At 65.5% G+C, this 16,908-nt stretch carries 15 protein-coding genes; 9 read left to right on the top strand and 6 right to left on the bottom strand.

The genetic code is table 11. The features are described from left to right. Positions 1–50 precede the first annotated feature (50 nt). Together BGI01S_RS20975 and BGI01S_RS20970 are read right to left on the bottom strand one after the other, a co-directional pair. Positions 51–887: an arylamine N-acetyltransferase family protein gene (locus BGI01S_RS20975; RefSeq protein ID WP_042327943.1), complete on the bottom strand. Its 837-nt coding sequence runs from the start codon at positions 885–887 to the stop codon at positions 51–53. 214 nt (positions 888–1,101) lie between these two features. Continuing rightward, positions 1,102–1,785 (bottom strand): hypothetical protein, encoded by a 684-nt coding sequence (locus tag BGI01S_RS20970; RefSeq protein WP_042327942.1) that lies wholly within the window; start codon positions 1,783–1,785, stop codon positions 1,102–1,104. A 337-nt stretch (positions 1,786–2,122) separates the two neighbouring features. Between BGI01S_RS20970 and BGI01S_RS20965 the strand changes: the two genes are divergently transcribed. From BGI01S_RS20965 to BGI01S_RS20940, 6 genes are all read left to right on the top strand, one after another. Next, positions 2,123–3,643, top strand: coding sequence for a carbohydrate porin (locus tag BGI01S_RS20965; RefSeq protein WP_042327941.1), 1,521 nt, complete (start codon positions 2,123–2,125; stop codon positions 3,641–3,643). 109 nt (positions 3,644–3,752) lie between these two features. Further along, positions 3,753–4,892, top strand: a complete 1,140-nt coding sequence (locus tag BGI01S_RS20960; protein WP_042327940.1) for an NHL repeat-containing protein — start codon at positions 3,753–3,755, stop codon at positions 4,890–4,892. A 38-nt stretch (positions 4,893–4,930) separates the two neighbouring features. Continuing rightward, positions 4,931–6,244, top strand: coding sequence for an iron uptake transporter deferrochelatase/peroxidase subunit (efeB, locus tag BGI01S_RS20955; RefSeq protein ID WP_042327939.1), 1,314 nt, complete (start codon positions 4,931–4,933; stop codon positions 6,242–6,244). Between the two features lie 102 nt (positions 6,245–6,346). Then, positions 6,347–7,378 (top strand): iron ABC transporter substrate-binding protein, encoded by a 1,032-nt coding sequence (locus BGI01S_RS20950; RefSeq protein WP_042327938.1) that lies wholly within the window; start codon positions 6,347–6,349, stop codon positions 7,376–7,378. Continuing rightward, on the top strand, positions 7,379–8,980 hold the full coding sequence (locus tag BGI01S_RS20945) for an ABC transporter permease (RefSeq protein WP_042327937.1): 1,602 nt from the start codon (positions 7,379–7,381) through the stop codon (positions 8,978–8,980). 87 nt (positions 8,981–9,067) lie between these two features. After that, complete coding sequence (locus BGI01S_RS20940; RefSeq protein WP_042327936.1) at positions 9,068–10,123, top strand: ABC transporter ATP-binding protein; 1,056 nt, start codon at positions 9,068–9,070, stop codon at positions 10,121–10,123. Between the two features lie 21 nt (positions 10,124–10,144). Here the strand turns inward: BGI01S_RS20940 and BGI01S_RS20935 are convergent, their stop codons facing one another. Next, entirely contained in the window at positions 10,145–11,026 is an 882-nt protein-coding gene (locus BGI01S_RS20935) for a LysR family transcriptional regulator (RefSeq protein ID WP_042327935.1), read from the bottom strand. Positions 11,027–11,127: 101 nt separating this feature from the next. On the opposite strand from BGI01S_RS20935, the gene BGI01S_RS20930 reads away from it, so the two are divergent. Further along, entirely contained in the window at positions 11,128–12,048 is a 921-nt protein-coding gene (locus BGI01S_RS20930; protein WP_042327934.1) for a DMT family transporter, read from the top strand. Between the two features lie 82 nt (positions 12,049–12,130). On the opposite strand, the gene BGI01S_RS20925 is transcribed toward BGI01S_RS20930, so the two are convergent. From BGI01S_RS20925 to BGI01S_RS20915, 3 genes are all read right to left on the bottom strand, one after another. Beyond that, positions 12,131–12,436 carry a Txe/YoeB family addiction module toxin gene (locus BGI01S_RS20925; protein ID WP_456299636.1) on the bottom strand — a complete coding sequence of 102 codons (306 nt, stop codon included), beginning with the start codon at positions 12,434–12,436 and terminating at the stop codon, positions 12,131–12,133. Beyond that, on the bottom strand, positions 12,393–12,686 hold the full coding sequence (locus BGI01S_RS20920) for a type II toxin-antitoxin system Phd/YefM family antitoxin (protein ID WP_042327932.1): 294 nt from the start codon (positions 12,684–12,686) through the stop codon (positions 12,393–12,395). The genes BGI01S_RS20925 and BGI01S_RS20920 overlap by 44 nt, the downstream gene beginning before the upstream one ends. Before the next feature lie 277 nt (positions 12,687–12,963). Beyond that, entirely contained in the window at positions 12,964–14,262 is a 1,299-nt protein-coding gene (locus tag BGI01S_RS20915; protein WP_174447427.1) for an MFS transporter, read from the bottom strand. 192 nt (positions 14,263–14,454) lie between these two features. On the opposite strand from BGI01S_RS20915, the gene BGI01S_RS20910 reads away from it, so the two are divergent. Continuing rightward, a complete protein-coding gene (locus BGI01S_RS20910; protein WP_042327930.1) occupies positions 14,455–15,228 on the top strand; it encodes a GntR family transcriptional regulator in 774 nt (257 codons plus the stop codon). 8 nt (positions 15,229–15,236) lie between these two features. Then, a complete protein-coding gene (gene mdcA, locus BGI01S_RS20905; protein ID WP_042327929.1) occupies positions 15,237–16,907 on the top strand; it encodes a malonate decarboxylase subunit alpha in 1,671 nt (556 codons plus the stop codon). Position 16,908 lies beyond the last annotated feature (1 nt).

The following is a 16,908-nucleotide window of genomic DNA, read 5'->3' as shown; positions in this document are numbered from 1 at the left end:
CGGCACTCCCGTGCGGTGCAGATTGCTTGTGACGCGCGACGTTCGATGCGTTACGCGCTTTGCGCCGCTGTGCGCACGCGCTCGAACACCTCGGCAATATCGATGTCGCCGGTATCCAGACCAAAACGCTCGTGCAGACACGCGGCGAGTTCACCGGCGCTCGCGAGTTGCCGCTCGCCGACGATCTGTCCGTTCCCGGCGCGTTCGTTCAGTTGATCGTTGAAGAGTGTGAGACGTGCCTGCGGCAGCACGCGGCACACGATCAGGTTGCTCGCGAAAATCGAATCCGGCGACGTCGACGTGTACCAGTTCGACGTTTCGTAATCGATCCACTCGACCGGCTGCAGATCAAAGCGATAGACGCGCGCCCAGCTTTCGTCGTGAGCCTGCACTTCGAGAAAGAGCGCATCGCGCGAGGCGTCGGCGAGGCGGAACGTGCCCAGCGGCGTGGACTGCGCGAGGCCGGGGGTCAAACGCAGCGGCGCGGTCAGCGTCACGCTGCCGAAGCCGACGTCGGCGATCCACGCATCCGCACCGATGTCGACGCGCAGCACCATGTGCGTGCGAGGCGGCACGGCATCGGACTCGCGGCCCCATAGCACGCGTCCGAGCAGCGGCGTGACGCTGAAACCCAGTTGCATCAGCACGTTGGCGAATAGCGCGTTCTGCTCGAAGCAGTAACCGCCGCGCCGCGCGGTGACGAGCTTGCTCTCGACCGATTCGAGGTCGAGCTTGACCGGCCGCCGCGTGAGCGGGTTCAGGTTCTCGAACGGGATCGCCGCGGGATGCAGCCGGTGAATCGCCTGCAGGACTTCCAGCGTTGCCGCTCGCGGGCCTTCGTAGCCGATGCGGGCGAAGTAGTTTTCCAGATTGACGGTGTAGGACATCGGCATGATCGCGATAGGGTTTGGGGCTGGACGCTGACGGACCTCCACACCTTGGCGTCGTGCTGGGGGCTCAACGCGCCGTCCGGCGGTCCGGGACACGATCATAGCCGCTTTTCCCGTCGCCCCGACCCGCCGGACATGACCGTTTTCCGTAGCCGCTTCAGGCGCCGTCCTGTCGTGGAAGCGGCGCCCGAAGCACAGGCCGCCCACCGCTTTACTGGACGCCCTTCAATGCGGAGCTTGCGATCGACGGCACGGTGATGCCGTGGCTCGACGCGAATTGCACCGCCGAACTCAGCGTCGACATCAGCGACTGCAGTTGGCCCGGCGCCGATTGCGCGATGTACGACGCGCTCTGCGCCGTCTGCGGATTCAGCCCCGACTGCAACAGCGAGGACGGGCTCATCTGACCGATGCTACCGAGCCCCGACTGCAGGCTCGAATACTGGCTCACTCCCTTGCCGAGGGACGACAGGCCTTCCGTAAACGCCTCCTTGTTGACCGGCGTGGCCGACGCGCCGCCGCTCGCATGGCTCGCGAACGCGTCCGTCAATTTTTGCGAGAGAGACTGCTGCGTGCTGCCTACCTGGGTCAACTGGCTCACCGACGGCGTGCCGCCGCTCAGGAGACCCGCTGCCTGCTGCGCCTGCCCTGCCGCGCTGCTCATGCCCATCGCCGACGCGAGGCTCGATTGGCCGCTCAGCACCTGCTGGTTCGCGCCCACATACGTTTGCAACAACTGAGACATGCCACCCGACGAAGCCGCCGGCGCAGCGCCCGCCGAGCTGTCGCCGCCGCCGATGCCGAACTGCTTCAGATTCAGTTGCGCGCTTGCGACACCGCTCAATAGCAAACCGGCGCTTGCCAGCATCGACATCAAGAGAATGCGTTTTTTCATATCCATCTCCTTACTTTGCCTTCCAGGGTTGAGTCTGCGCTTTCGACAGCGGACCTCCGCACGCGTTCGGTTCGACTACAACCCTACGTTCAGATTACATTTTCATTCGGTCCAAATTACAGGTACATGCCGATTCCTAGCAGTCCGTAACGCGCAAATTACATGTCAGTAATATTGATGAGAATCGTTCTCATTTAAATTGACTGTCACAAATCGCGTGCGTACGATTCTGCTCATCTGCTGCACGGCGTCGCGGGCTGTTACGGCAAATCGCGGGTCTGCGGAACGCGGCTCCCCGATGAATAGATCAGTCGATAAAACATTAATAAGGATTTCGATGAAGCTCGCCCACTTCGACGGCCCTGCCGCTCACCATCCACCGCGCAAGCGCGCTACGCGTTTCGGTCCGACCCATCGTACGCGCTTGCCCGCGATGCGACATGCGGCGCTTTGCACCGCGTTCGCCTGGGCATCGCTGACGGCCGGCACAGCCATGGCCGAAGCGAATCCGGACGCCACCCCCGAAGCCCCCGAAGCCGACCTGAACATCAAGGCGACCCCGACCAGCCAGTGGACCGGCTTCTGGAACCGCGAGCAGATGCTCGGCGACATCGGCGGCCTGCGGCCCTGGCTCGGCAAGTACGGCGTGACGTTCCAACTCACCGAGACCAGCGAAGTGCTCGCGAATCTGCGCGGCGGTCTTGCGCGCGGCGCGGACTACGACGGTCTGACAACCGCCACCGTGCAGATGGATACGCAAAAAGCGTTCGGCTTGCCGGGCGGCCTGTTCAACGTCAGCGCGCTGCAGATTCACGGCGCGAATTTGAGCGCCAACAAGCTCGGCACGCTGAACACGGCTAGCGGCATCGAGGCCGACGACACCACCCGGCTGTGGGAGTTGTGGTATCAGCAGTCGTTCCTGAACAAGCGGCTCGACGTGAAGATCGGTCAGCAGAGTATCGATCAGGAGTTCATCACGAGCGCGTACTCGGCGCTGTTCCTGAACACGATGTTCGGCTGGCCCGCGCTGCCTTCGTACAACATGCCGTCGGGCGGCCCGGCGTATCCGCTCGCGGGTTTGGGCGTGCGCGTACGCGGCCAGATCACGCCTTCGTTGACGGCGCTGGCGGGCGTGTTTTCCGGCGACCCGCTCGGCAACAACCCGGACAACCTGAGCGGCACCAACTTCAATCTGCACAACGGCACGTTGTGGATCGGTGAGTTGCAGTACGCGATCAATCAGCCGGCCGACGGCGAAATGGTCGGCATGGGCAACAACGGCTTGCCGGGCACCTACAAGCTTGGCGTCTGGTACAACAACAACAGCTTCGCGGACCAGCGCTACGACAACAACGGTGTGTCGCTGGCGAGTCCGGCTTCGACGGGCGTGCCCGCGAATCATCGCGGCAACTACAGCATCTACGCGGTCGCCGATCAGATGATATGGCGTCCTAATCCTGACGAGCCACGCAGCCTCGGCGTGTTCGCGCGCTTGATGGGCGGCCCCGGCGACCGCAACCTGGTGAGCATCGCGGCGAACCTGGGCGTCGTGCTGAAAGCACCGTTCGCCGGCCGCGACGACGACAGCGTCGGCCTCGCGCTCACCTACATCAAGGTCGGCAATCACGTGAACGGACTCGATCAGGATTTCCGCGCGTTCACCAATGGCCCGTACGGCGTGCGCACCAGCGAAACCACGCTCGAAGCGACCTATCAGTATCAGGTCAACGGCTGGTGGCAGTTGCAAGCCGACGCGCAATACACGTTCAACGCCGGCGCCGGCCAGAATCCGAACGACCCGACGCAGCCGCTGCGCAACACGTTCGTCATCGGCGTGCGGACCAACATCAATTTCTGATGCGGTTCGCGCCCAACCCTACGCTCGACAAACCAACACCCATGCTTTCGATCATGACCGCAACCACCGCTTTGTGCGCAGACACGGAGGCTCAATCGTGAACCATCCCATGCGCAAGTTTTCGCCGCGCACCGCGCGGGCACTGATCGGCGCCGCGGCCGGTGCTGTCGCCTTCGCGACCGCAGCCGGCGCGCACGCCGAGCCGCAAGGTTTCCTCGAAACCATCAAGCACCACACCACGCTGATCAACACCGTGCCCGACAACGGCGACCAGAACCCCTACGCGGTGGTGGTCGCGCCGGTCACGGCGGGCACTATCAAACAGGGCGACGTGCTGGTCGGCAACTTCAACAACTCGACCAATCTGCAGGGCACCGGCAGCACGATCATCAACTATCGTCCGGACACCAAACAGATGTCGGTGTTCGCGACGGTGCCGCGCGATCTGAAGGAATGCCCCGGCGGCATCGGCCTGTCGACCGCGATGACGATGCTCAAGTCGGGCTATGTGATCGTCGGCAGCACGCCGAGCAACGACGGCACGACCGGCACCAAGGGCGCCGGCTGCCTGATCGTGCTCGATCCGCAAGGCAAGGTCGCGTCGACCATCACGAGCCCGAACATCAACGACCCGTGGGGCAACATGGCCGTCGTCGACAACGGCACCAGCGCGACGCTGTTCGTGAGCAATGCGGGCTTCGGCGTCGGCGGTGCGGAAGGCACGCCGCCGGTATTCAAGCAGGCCACCGTGCTGCGTCTGGACCTCGACGTGCCGGCCGGCAAGCCGCCCGTCGTGAAGAAGGAAACCGTGGTGGGCAGCGGCTTCGGCGCGCAAGCCGACAAGGGCGTGTTCCTCGTCGGCCCGACCGGCCTCGCGCTGTCGAACGATCAGAAGCTGCTGTACGTGTCCGACGCGATCGGCAACCGCATCACCGAAATCGACGACCCGATGACGCGCGACACGAGCGCCGGCGTGGGCCGCCAGCTCACCGCCGACGGCCTGCTGCATCGTCCGCTCGCGATGGTGACCGCGCCCAACGGCCACCTGCTGGTGACCAATGCGCTGAACGGCCAGATTGTCGAAATCGATCCGGCGACCGGCAAGCAGATCTACGCGCGCTGGATCGACACCGACAAGGCGCAATCGCCGCCGGGCAACGGCGACCTGTTCGGCCTCGCGCTGACGCCCGAAGGCGATGGCTTCTACTACGTGCAGGACGATGTGAACACATTGGTGCTCGCGAAGTGAGCGGCACGGTCTAACGCGATAAAGAAGGTGAAGCAATCATGGCAAACGATCGACCGCCGCGCCCGTCACGGCGCGGCTTTCTGAAAGCGGGCGGCGCCGCGATGGCGGCCGGCGCGAGCCTCGGCGCGGCGCTCGCGCCGCAGGCCGCGCTCGCCAAAGCCCAGGCCCAGGCTCAAACACACGGCGCCGATCCGCAACTGGCCGTCGAGCCGTTCTTCGGCGTGCATCAGAGCGGCATCGTCACGCCGCAGCAGAGTCACGCGTATGTCGCCGCGCTCGATCTGACGACCGACAAGCGCGACGACGTCATCGCGCTGCTGCGCGCGTGGACCGACGCGGCCGCGCGTCTCGCACAAGGCGGCACGGCCGCCGCGCTGCCGACGGGCGAAGCCGGCGACAGCAAGTCCGCGCCCGATTCCGGCGACGTGCTCGGCCTCGGCCCCAACGGCCTGACGATCACCTTCGGCTTCGGCCCCGGCCTCTTCACGAAGGACGGCAAGGATCGCTACGGCCTCGCCGCGCGCCGCCCTGCCGCGCTCGTCGATTTGCCGCGCTTTAACGGCGATCAGCTGATCCCCGAGAAAACCGGCGGCGACCTCTTCATCCAGGCGTGCGCGAACGATCAGCAGGTCGCGTTTCATGCGGTGCGGCAACTGACGCGGCTCGCGTACGGCAACGCGACCATGCGCTGGGGCCAGGCCGGTTTCCTGTCGGGTCCGCGCGGACAGACGCCGCGCAATCTGATGGGCTTCAAGGACGGCACCAACAATCCGTCGACCGCGAAGCCGCAGTTGATGAACGAATTCGTCTGGGCCCGCGCGAGCGCCGACGCGCCATGGATGGAAGGCGGCACCTACACCGTCGTGCGGCGCATCCGCATCACGCTCGAACACTGGGACAACATGGAACTGGGCTTCCAGGAACAGGTGCTCGGGCGGCACAAGTACAGCGGCGCGCCGATCGGCAGGAAGAACGAGTTCGATCCCGTCGACCTGAAGGAAGAGGACAAGGACGGCAATCCGCTGATTCCGGAGAACTCGCACGTGCGTCTGTCGAATCAGGCGAGCAACAGCGGCGCGCAGATTCTGCGCCGCTCGTACTCGTACAACGACGGCACGAACTTCTACATCGAGCGCTGGCCGCCGTGGCGCCAGGAAACCGAGTACGACGCGGGGCTCATCTTCGTCGCGCATCAGAGCGACCCGCGCACCGGCTTCATTCCGATCAACGAGCGGCTCGCGAAGTTCGACATGATGAACCAGTTCACGACCCACGTCGGCAGCGCGATCTTCGCGGTGCCGCCAGGGGCGAAGCCGGGCTCGTATATCGGCGCGGGGCTGTTCGAGTCGTAAGCACGCCGACGCGCCGACTCAGCGAACACAAACGCATCGCTGCAACACCCGAAGCACGCACAACACGATCAACCAACCTCATCACAACGGGACTTCTGGAACATGGCTTACTCCTGGTTTGGCACCCGCCTGCGCCTGCTCGGCAGCGTCGCCGCGCTCACGTTGACCGCTTTCGCGACTGTGCCGTCGGCGGCGCACGCTGCGTCGATCACGCTGTACAACGCGCAACACGAGCAGGTCGTCAATCTGCTCGCGAAAGACTTCGAGAAGCAGTCGGGCGTGTCGGTGAGGATCCGCAACGGCGAAGGCCCGGCAATGGCCGCGCAGATCGTCGCGGAAGGCGCGGCGTCGCCCGCCGACGTGTACTTCACCGAGAACTCGCCCGAACTGATGCTGCTCGAAGAAAAAGGCCTGCTCGCCAAGGTGGACAGCGCCACGCTCGCCACCGTGCCCACGCGCTTCAACTCGCCGGGCGGCGTGTGGGTCGCCGTGACCGCGCGTGAAAACGTGCTCGCGTACAACACGGCCAAGGTGCAACCGTCGCAACTGCCGCAATCGCTGTTCGATCTCGCGAAGCCGGAGTGGAAAGGCAGGGTCGGCATCGCGCCGAGCGACGGCGACTTCCTGCCGCTCGTGAGCGCGGTGCTCGCGTTGAAGGGCGAAGAGCAAACCGTGCAATGGCTCAAAGGCCTGAAAGCCAATGCGCAGATCTTCGACGACGACGAAGGCGTGGTGGCCGCGGTGAATCGCGGCGGCGTCGCGACCGGCCTGATCAACAACTACTACTGGACGCGTCTGCATGCCGAACTCGGCGACGCGAAGACCCGCAGCGCGATCCATCACTTCGGCGACGGCGACGCCGGCGCGCTGGTGAACGTGTCGGGCGCGGCGGTGCTGAAGTCCGCGCACAACGCAGGCGACGCGCAGAAGTTTCTCGCGTATCTGGTCAGCGAACGCGCGCAACAATTGATGGCGAACAGTCACGTGATGTTCGAGTATCCGCTGCATGCGGGCGTCGCACCGGACCCGATTCTCAAGCCGTTCGCCGAATTGAGCCCGCCGCCGCTGACGATCCAGCAGCTCGGCGACGATAGCCAGGCCGGCAAGCTGCTGCGCCATGCCGGCCTGCTGTAAATGAGCGAAGCCCTGTCAGCCGCTCAACCGGCTGTCTCCCCCGCCCCGGCGCGCGCGCGTATGCGCGCGCCGCGCGGTTTGTTCGCGGCGGCGTCGCTTTGCGCTTTGCTGGTGCTGCTACCTATCGCGTTGACGTTCTGGCGCGCCGCGAGCTTCGGCGCGGTCGACGCGCTCGGGCTGGTCTTCCGGCCGCTGGTCGGCGAACTGCTCGTCAACACACTGCTGATCACGGTGGCGACGACGCTCGTGTGCGCGGTGATCGGCACGGCCGCCGCATGGTTCGTCGAACGCACGCATTTGCCGGGACGTCGCGTGTGGGCCGTGCTCAGCGCGGCGCCACTCGCGATGCCGGCCTTCATTTCGAGTTATGCGTGGGTCTCGCTCAGCGAGGATTTGCAGGACTTCAACGGTGCGTTGCTGGTGTTGAGCTGCGCGTATTTTCCGCTGGTCTATTTGCCGGTCGCAGCCGCCTTGCGCGGCATGGACCCGGCGCTCGAAGAAAGCGCGCGCGCGCTCGGCTGCAACCGCTGGAGCAGTTTCGTGCGCGTGGTGCTGCCGCAATTGCGCCCGGCGTTGCTCGGCGGCATGTTGCTGGTCGCGCTCGGCGTGCTGTCCGAGTTCGGCGCATTCACCCTGCTGCGCTTTCGCACGTTCACCACGCAGATCTACGCGGACTTCCGCACCAGTTTCGACGGCGGCGGCGCTTCGCTGCTCGCGTGCGTGCTGATCGTGATCTGCCTGATCGTGCTCGCGTTCGAGTTTCGCGTGCGTGGCGTGGCGCGCTATGAACGCGTCGATCGCGGCACGCGGCGCGCGGTGTTGCGCTATGAACTGGGCGCGTGGCGCTGGATCGTCGTCGCGGGCTTCGCACTGCTTGGCGTCACGACCCTCGGCGTACCGCTCGGCATGATCGGTTACTGGCTTACCCAACCTGGCGCGGCCGCCGTCACGCCGGCCGACGTGTCGCCCGAACTGCTGTTCAACGCGACGGTGTCGTCGCTCGGTTTCGGCTTCGCCGCCGCGTTGCTGACCACGTTGCTGGTGGTGCCGCTCGCATTCCTGCTGGTGCGTTATCCGGGCCGCTTCGCGACGCTGTTCGAGCGCACGGTGTTCCTCGCGCAGGGCGTGCCGGGTCTGGTGATCGCGCTGGCGATCGTGTCGCTCGCGGTGCGCGTGCTGCAACCGCTCTATCAAAGCGCGACGCTGCTGGTGGTCGCATATGCGATGCTGTTCATGCCGATCGCGCTGGTGAGCGTGCGCGCCGCATTCATGCAGGCGCAGCCGCGCCTCGAGGAGACCGCGCGCGCGCTCGGTCTCAACTGGTGGCAGACGCTGCTTCGCGTGATGCTGCCGCTCGCGGGGCCGGGGCTCGGCGCGGCGGCGGCGATGGTGTTCATCTCGGTCGTCACCGAGCTGAACGCGACGCTGCTGCTCTCGCCGCTCGACACGCAAACGCTCGCCACCCAGGTGTGGGCCGACACGTCGACGATGGCGTTCGCGGCCGCCGCACCGTACGCGGCACTGCTTACCGGGATATCGCTGCTCGCGTCGGGACTGCTGTTCGCGCTGCTCGGCAGATCGGCGCTGCTCGGCGAACGTTGAGCCGGCTGAGGTGCTGTTGATGCTGTTGATGCCACCTATGCCACAGACAACCGCCCTGCTTTCACGCGCTTTCACCTTCGGATTTTCATGAGCGAACTTCGTATCCGCGGACTGCGGAAATCGTTCGGCGGCCAGCCGGTGCTGCACGGCATCGACCTCTCCGTCGAGCGCGGCACGCTGCTCGCGCTGCTTGGGCCGTCGGGCAGCGGCAAGACTACGCTGCTGCGTCTGCTGTGCGGATTTGAGCGCGCCGACGGCGGCAGCGTCGAGATCGACGGCCGCCGTGTCGCCGACGACAACCTGCACGTGCCATCGGAGCAGCGGCGCATCGGCTACGTACCGCAGGAGGGCGCGCTGTTTCCGCATCTGTCCGTCGCCGACAACATCGTGTTCGGCTTGCCGCGCACGCAACGTCGCGCGCGGCATCGAGTGGCCGAACTGCTGGAGCTGGTCGGCTTGCCGGCGGAATTCGGCGCGCGTGCGCCGCAGCAGTTGTCGGGCGGTCAACAGCAGCGCGTTGCGCTGGCTCGCGCGCTGGCACCGGCGCCGACGCTCGTGATGCTCGACGAGCCGTTCTCGTCGCTCGATGCCGCGCTGCGGCTCGAAACCCGCCAGGCGGTGGCGAGCGCACTGGCCGCCGCCGGCGCGACCGCCGTGCTGGTCACGCACGATCAGTCCGAAGCGTTGTCGCTGGGGCATGAAGTGGCGGTGCTGTGGAACGGGCGGCTGATCCAGACCGCGACGCCGCAGACGCTGTATCAGCGGCCGGTGACGTGCGCGCTGGCGTCGTTCGTCGGCGAGGCGGTGCTGTTGCCCGGAACGGCCGAGCACGAGCGCGTGCGCTGCGAACTCGGCGAGCTGGCGCTGGCTGCGCCGATGGGTGCCGGCGCGGTCGATGTGATGCTGCGGCCCGAACAGATCCGCGTGCTGCGCCCCGATGAAACGATCGCCGATGGGAGCGCGTATGAGGCTGTCGTCACCGACGTGATCTTTCAGGGGCAGGACGCCGGCGTCGCGCTGCAATTGCAGTCTGCTTCGCGGACGATGGTGCGGGCGCGCGTGCCTGGTTATCTGTGTCCGCGGCCCGGAGAACAGGTGCGGGTGACGGTGGATGGGAAAGTGACGGCTTATCCGCGGGGATGAAATCAGGAGATGGCGCGGCCCCTACCCCGCCGCTCCCCGCCCTGGCGCCCGCAACGACAGATCCTGCACCATCTGCGCGGCCAGATAATCGCAGGTCGGCCGATCCGATTTGGCGCTGCGCGCCACCACGATTTCCAGCGGTGCGATCTTCGGCAGGCCTTGCGCTTCGCCGAGAATCGCGAGGCGCGCCGGCACGCTGCAACGCGTGAGCGCGATCACCGACAGCCCGGCATCCACGGTCGCCACCAATCCCATCAGACTCGCGCTGCTGAACGCCGCCCGATAGCGAATCCGCGCGCCGTCCAGCGCGGCCAGCGTATGCTGGCGCGCGACGCAACCGGGCTCGTACAGTCCCACCGGCAGCGGCGACGCCGCCAGCACCGGCGTATCCACCGACGCCCCCACCCACACCATCGGCTCGCTGCGCACGAATTCGCCGCGCAGTTTGCGGTCGCGCGTGACGAACGCGAGATCGATCTTGTTGTCGGCGAGCATCGGCGCGAGCGACGTGCTTTGCGCGCAGACGATCTCGATCTCCACATGCGGATACAGATTCGAAAAGCGCCGCAACACTGGCGACAGCAGCGACGACACGTAATCGTCCGGAGCGCCGAGCACCACGCGCCCGGTCACCTCGGGCCGCACGATCGCCGACCACGCCTCCTCGTGCAGCGCCAGCACGCGCCGTGCGTACTCGAGCAGCGTGTTGCCGGGCCGCGTGAGCGACAGATTGCGCGTATTGCGCGCGAACAGCGTGGTGCCGAGCATGGTTTCGAGCCGCTTGATCTGCATGCTGACGGCCGCCTGCGACCGATGCACCGTGGTCGCCGCCTTCGTGAAGCTGCCCGTCTCCACCACGGCGACGAAGCTGCGCAACAGATCGACGTCGAATTCGGGGTGCATGATTTATCAATCCGGCTGATGGAATTGCTCAATTTAATTCGTTTGTGAGCGCCCCGCAAGCCGCGCAATACTTGGGACATCCCGTCACGGAGCCGCTTCGCATGTCCCTCACCCAACGTCAACAAGGCGCGATCACGCTTGCCAGCGGCGGGCTTCTGATGGGCACGCTGGGCGTCTTCGTGGAGGAGGCGCGGCTCGGCGCGCTAACGCTGGTTTTCTTTCGCTGCCTGTTCGGCTTCCTGTCGCTCGCCGCGTATTGCGCGTGGAAGGGCTTCTTCACGCGAGCGCATTTCACGCGCCGCACGGTCGCGCTCGCGGTGCTCTCGGGCGTGCTGATGGTCACGCAGTGGGTCGGTTTCTTCGACGCGATTCATCGCACCAGCATTGCGGTGGCGACAGTGGTGTTTCATGTGCAGCCGTTCTGGGTCGTGCTGATCGGCGCGGCGCTCTTCAACGAGCGCCTCGGCATGGACCGGCTCGGCTGGATCGCGACCGCGTTCGTCGGACTCGTGCTCGCGTCGGGCGTCGCGGCGACGAACAATTTTCACGGACATACGAGCTATCTGATCGGGATCGGCGAAGCGCTGGTGGGATCGCTGCTCTATGCGAGCGTCACGTTGATTGCCAAAGGGCTCGGCAACCTGCGGCCGCATCTGCTGACGCTCGCGCAGTGCGCGGTGGGTGTGGTGTGCCTGCCGTTCATCGCGCCACTCACCGCCGTCCATATCGGCCCGATGCAATGGTTTTGGCTGGTCGGCATGGGTGTGCTGCATACGGGGCTGTCGTACGTGTTGATCTATGGCGCGCTGCCGAAGCTGAGCACGCCGGTGATCGCGGTGCTGCTGTTCGTCTACCCGCTTACCGCGATCGTGGTGGATGCGGTGGTGTATGGCCGGGCATTGGCGCTGCCGCAACTCGCGGGCATGGGGTTGATCGTGATGGCGAGTTTGGGGGTCAATCTCGGCTGGCCGTTGCTGTCGTTGCTGCACGCGGGCAGGCGGGCGCGGCGGCATGCGGAGTGAGGGCGCCCGCCCTCGCCCTCGCGTATGCCGGCGTGGGCCTGATTCGCGACTGCGCGAAACAGGAACTGTAGCCCGCTTTTTTTCAGCGGTCGTAGTGAAAGCGGCAGGCAATCACGTAGATCTTGCCGTCTCTCGGCAGATAGACCAGCCGATCGGCGAGCGTGATACGGCGCGACCACAAGCCGCTCAAGCTGCCAATCAATGCCTCTGGTTTTCCGGTCCCCCGATAAGGGTCGCGCCGGCACTCTTCCAGTAATGTATTGATCTTGCGCAGGACCTTCCGGTCGGTCTCCTGCCAATACAGATAATCGTCCCACGCGTCGTCAGTGAACATAAAAACACTGTCAGCCTGTGCGGCCTCCTCGTTGCGGCTTTTTTGTCGGTTCATCGGTCAGCAGTTTGCGCGCGGTCGCACTGCCGGCGTTCAATTGCGCGATGGATCTGGCGAGCCGCTGAGCATTCTTCGACGAACTCAATAAATACAAGGTTTCCTGCATTGCATTGAAATCGTCGAGAGACACCATGACCACGTTTTCGCCGCTCTGCCTCGTGATGAGCATAGGCGTGTGATCCCGGCAGACGTCGTCCATCGCTTGCTTAAAGCCGGCACGCGCCTCGCTGTAAGTAAGGACGTTCATTCGCTATCTCGATCTGAGAGGTTGCCCTCCAGTCGCTCCTGTCAAAAGTTAGAGACGATTCCCTCGCCGGGCGGGTTCTCCACACGGCCGGGGACAGCACGGCGAGCACGGTAGAAACCGTGCATGTCCGAACGTGAAAACGCGTTCGACCCCGGCGATCATTGTACATATCGCTGTACAAATCAGCAAACCACAAACAGCGGAGAAATGCGTCGTCCAACAGGTGAAAAGAATGCCCGCTCGCGACCGCGCGCGCCACTCGTCCAAACGGCCAACCTCACTGCGGCAACACCTCCCCCTTCGTCTCCGGCGCGAACGGAATCACGAACAGACCGACCACGAACGCGAGCGACGTCAACGCGACCGGCACGCCGAGCGTATGCATATGCAGCACCGCCGCGCCGAGCAGAAAGTTGACGCCCGCGCCGACGAACCGCCCGAACGACGTGCAGAACGCGAACGCCGTGGCTCGCACGCGGGTCTCGAACTGCTCCGGCAGCCACAGGCTGAACAACGCGAAATTACCGCCGAAGAAACCCAGCACGACGAGCCACGCGATGAACGGCGCGAGTCCGTTCGGCAGATAGAACGCCCACCCGAAACTGCCGACGATCGACACCGCCATGCCCGCGAAGTAAATCGCCAGCGTCTTCTTGCGGCCGATGCGCTCGGCGAGCGGCGGCAACGCGAGACAGCCGAGTATCGTCGCGATGGACAGCAGCCCCGTGGCCACGGACGCCATCCTGATCGAATCGGCCTTCGCCATGCCGGCGCGAGTCGCCAGTTGAATCACGGCGGACGGCTCATACACCGCGCCCGCCCACAAGCCGATGATCGCGATCGTCAACAGGATGCACGCGACCCAGGTCCGCCGCCGATAGGTCGGCCCGAGGATTTCGCGCAGCGGCTTGGTCCGCACCGTATTCGCTTCGGCCTTCTGCCATTTCTCCGGCTCCTTCACGCGCAGCAGGATCAGAATCGCGACCACCACCGGCACCGCGCCGGTGAGGAACATCGCGCGCCAGCCGAAATGCACGCCGATCGTGTAGTTGAGCGCAGCGGCGAGGAAGAAGCCGGCGTAGTAGCCGGTTTGCAGATAGCCCGCGCCCATCTTGCGACGATCCTCCGGCCACGCTTCGGCCACATAAGTGCCCGCCAACGCCCACTCGCCGCCGATGCCGACGCCCGCGATGAAGCGATAGATGCCGAGCTGCCACACATTGGTCGAAGTCGCGGCGAGCCCCGTGAAGATCGCAAACGTGAAGATGGTGGCGGCCAGCACCTTGGTCCGCCCGAAGCGGTCGGCGAGCGGCCCCCAGATGAACGACAGCCCCCAGCCGACGAGGAACAGCGCAAACAGGATCGATCCGGCAAGCCCGACGTTCGCCGGCGTCGCGGCAATGCCGGAGCGCGGCAGCAGTTCGGTCAGCGCCGGCGTCAACACCAGCGCGTAGATGAACGAGTCCATCCCGTCGAGCGTCCAGCCGGCCCATGCACCCCAGAAACCTACGATCTGCGAACGATTGAGCGGCGTGCGGCGCCGCGCGACCGGCGTACGGTCGGTCAGTGAATTCATCATGCTCCTCCGGCCCTGCGATGGGCGTACGTAACGGGACAATCGGAAACGACGGGATGGATGCGCGCGCGGGTGGACGGATTCGGGCCGCCCTCCTACAACGAAGGAGCGGCCCGCGCGGTCGGCCCGGCGAAAACTTTCCGGGTTTGTCCGCGTGTAAAGCGCGTCTTTTTATATATAATATTTGATACTATGAGCGACGCAACAGATGGTTTTCCCCTGGACGCCCCGGCGCGCAATCCGTTTTTGCCCGCGGCGGCACCGCGCGAGAGCACCTCGCGTGTGATCGCGGAGGCGCTGCGCGCGGCGATTGTCGACGGCACGCTGGCGCCCGGCGCGCCGCTGCGTCAGGACGCGATCGCGCGGCACTTCTCGGTCAGCGCGATTCCGGTGCGCGAGGCGCTGCGCCAGATCGAGAGCGAGGGCTGGGCGAGAGCCGCGGTGCATAAAGGCGTGACGGTCGCGCCGTTGTCGGCGGATGAAGCGCGCGAGATCTACGAAATCCGCTCCGCGCTGGAGAGCCTCGCGATCGGCCTCGCAATTCCCAATCACAGCGCCGCGACGCTGCGCGAAGCCGCGGACCTGTGCCGCGCCGCCGAACGCGAGCCGGACCCGTCGCTGTACGTCGCGCGCAATGTCGCGTTTCACATGAGCCTGTATGCGCCCGCCGCGCGTCCGCAGCTCGCGGACATGATCGGCATGCTGCATCGGCGCGGCGAACGCTATCTGCGCCTGAAGTTCGGCTTGCCGCTGTACAAGGGCGAGTCCGACAATGAGCACGCCGCGCTGCTCGACGCCGTTCAGCGCGGCGACATCGCCGCGGCTCAGTCGCAAGTCGTCGCGCATCTGCTCGGCACCGGCGAATTGCTGCATCGTTTCTTGACCGAACGCGCGCAGGCGGAAGCTGCGCTTGCGCATCAACCGAAGCCGCGCGGCAGACGCCCGCGCACCACCACCGGGAGTTGACCGAGCCGATGAACCGCCCCGCCGAAGCCGCCCCGTCACCAGCCCCCGCCCGCTCATGGACCACGCGCCGCGACGAGAAGAACCGTCGCCTCGCGGCCATCGCGCCGTGGCTCGAAGACGGCATCCTGCCGACCCATCGCATCGTCGATGCGCTCGAAACATTGATCCAGCCCGGCGACCGCGTCGCGCTCGAAGGCGACAACCAGAAGCAGGCCGACTTTCTGTCCCGCTCTTTCGCCAAGGTCGATCCGCAAAAACTGCACGACGTGCATCTGCTGATTTCGAGCATCAGTCGTCCTGAACATCTGACGCTGTTCGAGCGCGGCATTGCGCACAAGGTCGACTTTTCGTTTGCCGGGCCGCAGAGCTTGCGGGTCGCGCAACTGCTCGAAGACGGCCAGCTCGAAATCGGCGCGATCTATACGTACGTCGAACTGTATGCGCGCATGTTCGTCGATCTGACGCCACACGTCGCGCTGCTGTGCGCGGAAAAAGCCGATCGTCACGGCAACCTGTACACCGGCCCGAATACCGAGGACACGCCCACCATCGCCGAGGCCGCCGCGTTCCGGCACGGCATCGTGATCGTGCAGGTCAACGAGATCGTCGACGAGTTGCCGCGCGTCGACATTCCCGGCTCGTGGGTCGACGTGATCGTGCAGGCGGACCGGCCGTTCGCGGTCGAGCCGCTGTTCACGCGCGATCCGCGTCACATCGGCGACCTGCAGGTGCTCACCGCGATGATGGTGATTCGCGGCATCTACGAGCCGTACGGGGTGACGTCGCTCAATCACGGCATCGGCTTCGACACCGCGGCGATCGAATTGCTGCTGCCCACTTACGGCGAGTCGCTCGGCCTGAAGGGCAAGATCTGCCGCAACTGGACGCTCAATCCGCATCCCACGATGATTCCCGCGATCGAATCGGGCTGGGTCGACAGCATCCATTGCTTCGGCAGCGAGGTCGGCATGGAGGCGTACATCGAAGCGCGCCCCGACGTGTTCTTCACCGGCAACGACGGCAGCCTGCGCTCGAACCGCGTGCTGTGCCAACTCGCCGGGCAATACGGCGTCGACCTGTTCATCGGCTCCACGTTGCAGATCGACGCCGACGCGAATTCGTCGACCGTCACGCGCGGGCGACTCGCCGGTTTCGGCGGCGCGCCGAACATGGGCCACGATCCGCGCGGACGGCGTCATTCGAGCGAAGCGTGGCTCAAGTTGCTGAAGGACCAGGGGCCGGTGTCGCGCGGTCAGAAGCTGGTCGTGCAACTGGCCGAGACGTACAAGAAAGGCGGCGAGCCGACCTTCGTCGATGAACTCGACGCCGTCGCGGTCGGCGCAAAAAACGGCATGCCGATCGCGCCCGTGATGATTTACGGCGATGACGTCAGCCATGTCGTCACCGAGGAAGGCATTGCGCATCTGCACAAGGCCGAGGGCGTCGACGAGCGGCGCGCGGCCGTGGCCGCCGTGGCCGGCGTCACGCCGATCGGCTTGCGCGCGAAGCCGGAGAAGACGGCCGAGTTGCGCCGGCGCGGCATCGTTGCGTATCCGGAGGACCTCGGCATCCGGCGCGGCGAAGCGAAGCGCTCGCTGCTGGCCGCGCGCAGCATCGACGATCTGGTGACGTGGTCGGGCGGTCTGTATGCGCCGCCGGCGCGCTTCAGGAGCTGGTGAC

This window comes from Paraburkholderia ginsengisoli NBRC 100965 (assembly GCF_000739735.1).
Taxonomy (GTDB): Bacteria; Pseudomonadota; Gammaproteobacteria; order Burkholderiales; family Burkholderiaceae; genus Paraburkholderia; species Paraburkholderia ginsengisoli.
The sequence above is the reverse complement of the archived record's forward strand: the minus strand, read 5'-3'. Positions and strand labels throughout refer to the sequence as shown.